The 2046-nt window shown below is 69.1% G+C and carries 3 protein-coding genes; 2 read left to right on the forward strand and 1 reads right to left on the reverse strand.

From position 1 onward, the window contains the following. Positions 1–8 precede the first annotated feature (8 nt). The gene (trxB, locus tag APM_RS14975) at positions 9–980 is read right to left on the reverse strand and encodes a thioredoxin-disulfide reductase (RefSeq protein WP_192826799.1); all 972 of its coding nucleotides are present in this window, start codon (positions 978–980) and stop codon (positions 9–11) included. A gap of 142 nt (positions 981–1122) precedes the next feature. Here trxB and APM_RS14980 point away from each other — a divergent pair, with 142 nt between their 5' ends. Both APM_RS14980 and APM_RS14985 read left to right on the forward strand, forming a co-directional pair. Then, complete coding sequence (locus APM_RS14980; RefSeq protein WP_012040065.1) at positions 1123–1629, forward strand: Lrp/AsnC family transcriptional regulator; 507 nt, start codon at positions 1123–1125, stop codon at positions 1627–1629. 15 nt (positions 1630–1644) lie between these two features. Beyond that, on the forward strand, positions 1645–2046 hold a 402-nt coding region (locus tag APM_RS14985), incomplete at its 3' end, for a cytochrome c oxidase assembly protein (protein ID WP_007424222.1).

The raw sequence follows: 2046 nt of genomic DNA on the forward strand, positions 1-2046 counted from the left end.
ATATCGTCTCATGCAGCCTGTTGTTCGATTTGCGCGTGGTGCGCAAGAAATTTCTCCGCCTCCAGCGCGGCCATGCAGCCGGTGCCGGCGGCGGTGACCGCCTGGCGGTAGACGCGGTCCTGCACGTCGCCGGCGGCGAAGACGCCGGGCACCGAGGTCTGCGCCGTGCCCGGCACGGTGCGGATATAGCCTTCCTCGTCCATGTCGAGCTTGCCGCGGAACAGCGCCGTCGCCGGATCGTGGCCGATGGCGACGAACACGCCCTCCACCGCGATCGTGCGCTCCGCGCCGGTCTTCACGTCGCGCAGCCGCGCCCCGGTGACGACGGCCGGCGTGCCCGCGCCGATGATCTCCTCCACCGTATGGTCCCAGATCACCTCGATCTTCGGATGGGCGAACAGCCGGTCCTGCAGGATCTTTTCGGCGCGCAGCGCGTCGCGGCGGTGGATCAGCGTGACCTTGATGGCGTGGTTGGTGAGGTAGAGCGCCTCCTCGACCGCGGTGTTGCCGCCGCCGACCACGGCGACCTCGCGGCCGCGATAGAAGAACCCGTCGCACGTCGCGCAGGCCGAGACGCCGGCGCCCTGGTATTGCCGCTCGGACGGCAGGCCGAGCCAGCGGGCCTGCGCGCCGGTCGCGATCACGACCGCGTCGGCGCGGTAGAGCGTGCCGGAATCGCCGCGCGCGGTGAACGGGCGGGCGGAGAGATCGATCTCGGTGATGATGTCGTATTCGATCCGGGTGCCGACATGCTCGGCCTGGGCGCGCATCTGCTCCATCAGCCAGGGGCCCTGGATGACGTCGGCGAAGCCGGGATAGTTCTCGACATCGGTGGTGATGGTGAGCTGCCCGCCCGGCTGCAGCCCGGCCACGATCACCGGGGCGAGGTTCGCCCGCGCGGCGTAGATCCCCGCCGTGTAGCCGGCCGGCCCCGCGCCGATGATCAGCAGTTTCGTCTCGATCGTAGCCTGATCCGCCATTTCATGCACCTCTGATGCGGAGTTAAGGGCGCGATGGCGGGAATTCCACCTTTCGTCGCACCGCATTCACACTCCGAAGCAATGCAATTATATTACCCGTTTATCTCTGTCACGCGATCAACTCTTTCCACCGGTGAAATCCATGCCGCATGCCCCGGCCAGCCAGCCCCTGCCGCGTTCCGCCGCCGAGGCCCCTCCCCTCGACGACATCGACCGCCGCATCATCGCCGAGCTGCAGACCGACGGGCGGATGACCAACGTGGAGCTGGCGAGCCGCGCCGGCATCTCGCCGCCGCCCTGCCTGCGCCGGGTGCGCCGGCTGGAGGAGGCCGGGCTGATCCGCGGCTATCACGCCGAGACGGACGCGCTGAAACTCGGCTGGCAGATCCAGCTCTTCGCCATCGTCGGGCTCGACAGCCAGCGCCAGGCCGTGCTCGACGCGTTCGAGGCGCTGGTCGGCGGCTGGGAGGAAGTGCGCGAGTGCCACATGATCCGCGGCGGCGGCGACTTTCTGCTGCGCATGGTCGCGCGCGACGCCGCGCACGAGAACCAGCTCACCGAACGGCTGACCGCCGCCCCCAACGTCACCCGCGTGCAGACCCTGCAGACCATCCGCACCAGCAAGGTGCTTGCCGGGGTGCCGATCTGAGACCATACCCGGCGCATGAACACGACCCGGCATGAATTCGACCGCACCGACGCGCGCGGGCTGATCGCCATCGCCGTGCTCGGCGCCGCCCTCGATCTCGCGGAGCGGATGGTGCCCGCCGGCCTGCCCTATCTCGCGCCCTACATCTTCAACGCCCCGATCTTCGCCGGAACGCTGCTCGCCGCCTTCTGGTATGGCCGCGGCCTCGCCCGGTGCGAAACGCGGCCGGCGCGCTGGCGCATCCTCGCCTTCTATGCCGGGGTGGCGGCGATCTACTTCGTCGGGCAGACGCGGTTCGAATACGCGGCACAGCACATGTTCTTCCTCAACCGCGTGCAGCAGACGACGTTCGGCGTGTTCGCGCCGTTCCTGATCGCTTTCTCCTGGCCGCGCGACGTGCTCGCCGCCGGCGTGCCG

This window comes from Acidiphilium sp. PM, from assembly GCF_000219295.1.
GTDB classification, from domain to species: domain Bacteria; phylum Pseudomonadota; class Alphaproteobacteria; order Acetobacterales; family Acetobacteraceae; genus Acidiphilium; species Acidiphilium multivorum.